This is a genomic window from Paenisporosarcina sp. P4_D4 (assembly GCF_056401835.1).
In genome coordinates, this window is sequence record NZ_JBFUIO010000266.1 from 1 (window position 1) to 1,681 (window position 1,681).

At 37.1% G+C, this 1,681-nt stretch carries 4 protein-coding genes; all 4 read left to right on the forward strand.

The features are described from left to right. Positions 1–9 precede the first annotated feature (9 nt). Positions 10–126, forward strand: a complete 117-nt coding sequence (locus AC1DSL_RS17925; protein WP_477533280.1) for a DUF2922 family protein — start codon at positions 10–12, stop codon at positions 124–126. A 60-nt stretch (positions 127–186) separates the two neighbouring features. Next, the gene (locus AC1DSL_RS17930) at positions 187–315 is read left to right on the forward strand and encodes a YvrJ family protein (RefSeq protein WP_016427162.1); all 129 of its coding nucleotides are present in this window, start codon (positions 187–189) and stop codon (positions 313–315) included. 91 nt (positions 316–406) lie between these two features. Beyond that, positions 407–1,003 carry an SCO family protein gene (locus tag AC1DSL_RS17935; protein WP_016427163.1) on the forward strand — a complete coding sequence of 199 codons (597 nt, stop codon included), beginning with the start codon at positions 407–409 and terminating at the stop codon, positions 1,001–1,003. A gap of 377 nt (positions 1,004–1,380) precedes the next feature. After that, positions 1,381–1,681: PepSY domain-containing protein (locus tag AC1DSL_RS17940; protein ID WP_477533279.1), on the forward strand; the 301-nt coding region annotated here is incomplete at its 3' end.

Sequence of the window (1,681 nt, forward strand, 5' to 3'; positions counted from 1 at the left end):
GCACTGGAAGTGGAAACAGGTATGCAAGCAGTAATTGCAAGCGCAGTCTTTGAAGTGGATGGATTCGGTTTAGCCAATGCTTATAATGCACGTTTAATCGAACGAAATGTAACGGATCTGGTGTAATACCATAAAAGGCTGCCCCGCAAAGTGGGGCGGCCTTTTATTTTACAAGGAGGTTAATATATGGAGCAATGGCTGAAGTTAATTCAAGAAGTAGGTTTTCCGATCTTCGTGTCGTTTTATTTGATGCACCGTGTGGAAACAAAACTTCAACTCATTCACGAAGCGTTGTTATCATTAAAAAACGGATAGACACAAATTCGTTGAAATCGCTGGATACTCCCTCCTTGAATTCATAAATCCGATTCGATAAGATGAATAGGAGCGAAAGTGGGGAGAGTCCATGACGAAACTAACAAAAGCGTTCATAGTCATAACTTTGAGCGTAATCTTATTGGCTGGATGTAATTCAAATAAGTTTAAAGCAGAAACTGACTGGGAAGTAGAATCTTTTTCACATGAATCACAACGTGGGGAAGACGTATCCTTGGATAGTTTAAAAGGGAAAGTATGGCTGGCAACATTTATTTTCACTAATTGTGAAACGGTGTGTCCGCCGATGACAATGAATATGACAATGGTGCAAGATGAATTAATCAAATTGGGTGTGGAAGATTATAAAATCGTCGCATTTAGCGTAGATCCAAAAGTGGATACACCTGAAATCTTAACAGAATACTTAGCTAAATTTAACCCACCTGACGAAACCAAATGGGAATTGCTTTCGGGTTATGATCCTGTTTATATTGAACAATTTGCTAAAGAATCATTTAAATCTTTAGTCAAAGCTGATCCTTCCTCCAATCAAGTGGTCCATGGGCAAAGCTTCTACTTAGTCGATCAAAACGGTGTAGTTGTAAAAAGCTACAATGGCTTTCAAGATGTGCAAAAAGAAGAAATCGCATCTGACATGAAAGCATTAATCGAACAAGGAAAGTAAAATGAACAGGCTAAGATAGATTTAGCTAATATTTAGTAGGATAGTTAGTCCTTTATCAGGACTAACTATCCTTTTTTTATTGAATGTTTTTGATTTTCTGCAGGTATTCAAGGAAAAAGAGTAACCATAGGGTTCGCGTTATTTTTTTCCATATACTGTATAATTCGACTGAGGAGTAGAACGTGCTGAAGTTAAGAATATGAATGAAACGTAACATTTTTGTTAATCTTAGATAATTCAGCAGGGAAAGAAAAATGAGAAGTATCTCACTTAACATTCACTAATTTCTTAAAAAAAGTCAGCTGTCTTTTCATACACGTCTGTCACAATAAGGATTGTAAGATCGTTTCACATTACATTTTAGGAGGAATTCGGTTATGAGAAAGAAATTGATCATTCCAGCATTGGCTTTAACTTTAGTGGGAGGAGCAGTCGTAGGTACGAGCCATATGATGCCTGCGTTTGCCAAAGACAATACAAGTAACACCAATCAAGAAGAACATCAAGATAAAGAGAACAGTGCAAGATTGCAAAAAAGCGCAAAAATTTCTAGTAAAGAAGCAGAAGCCATTGCYTTAAAAGAAGTTCCMGGWACAGTRAAAGAKTCTGAACTRGAAGAMGAAGATGGYGTCSTTGTKTATGGWTTTGAAGTKCARACAACTTCAGGTGATGTAAAAG

What these genes read in the sequence shown, in the direction of transcription:
- AC1DSL_RS17930 (WP_016427162.1), top strand. Translation starts at nt 187, where the DNA reads ATGGAGCAATGGCTGAAGTTAATTCAAGAAGTAGGTTTTCCGATCTTC.
- AC1DSL_RS17935 (WP_016427163.1), top strand. Translation starts at nt 407, where the DNA reads ATGACGAAACTAACAAAAGCGTTCATAGTCATAACTTTGAGCGTAATC.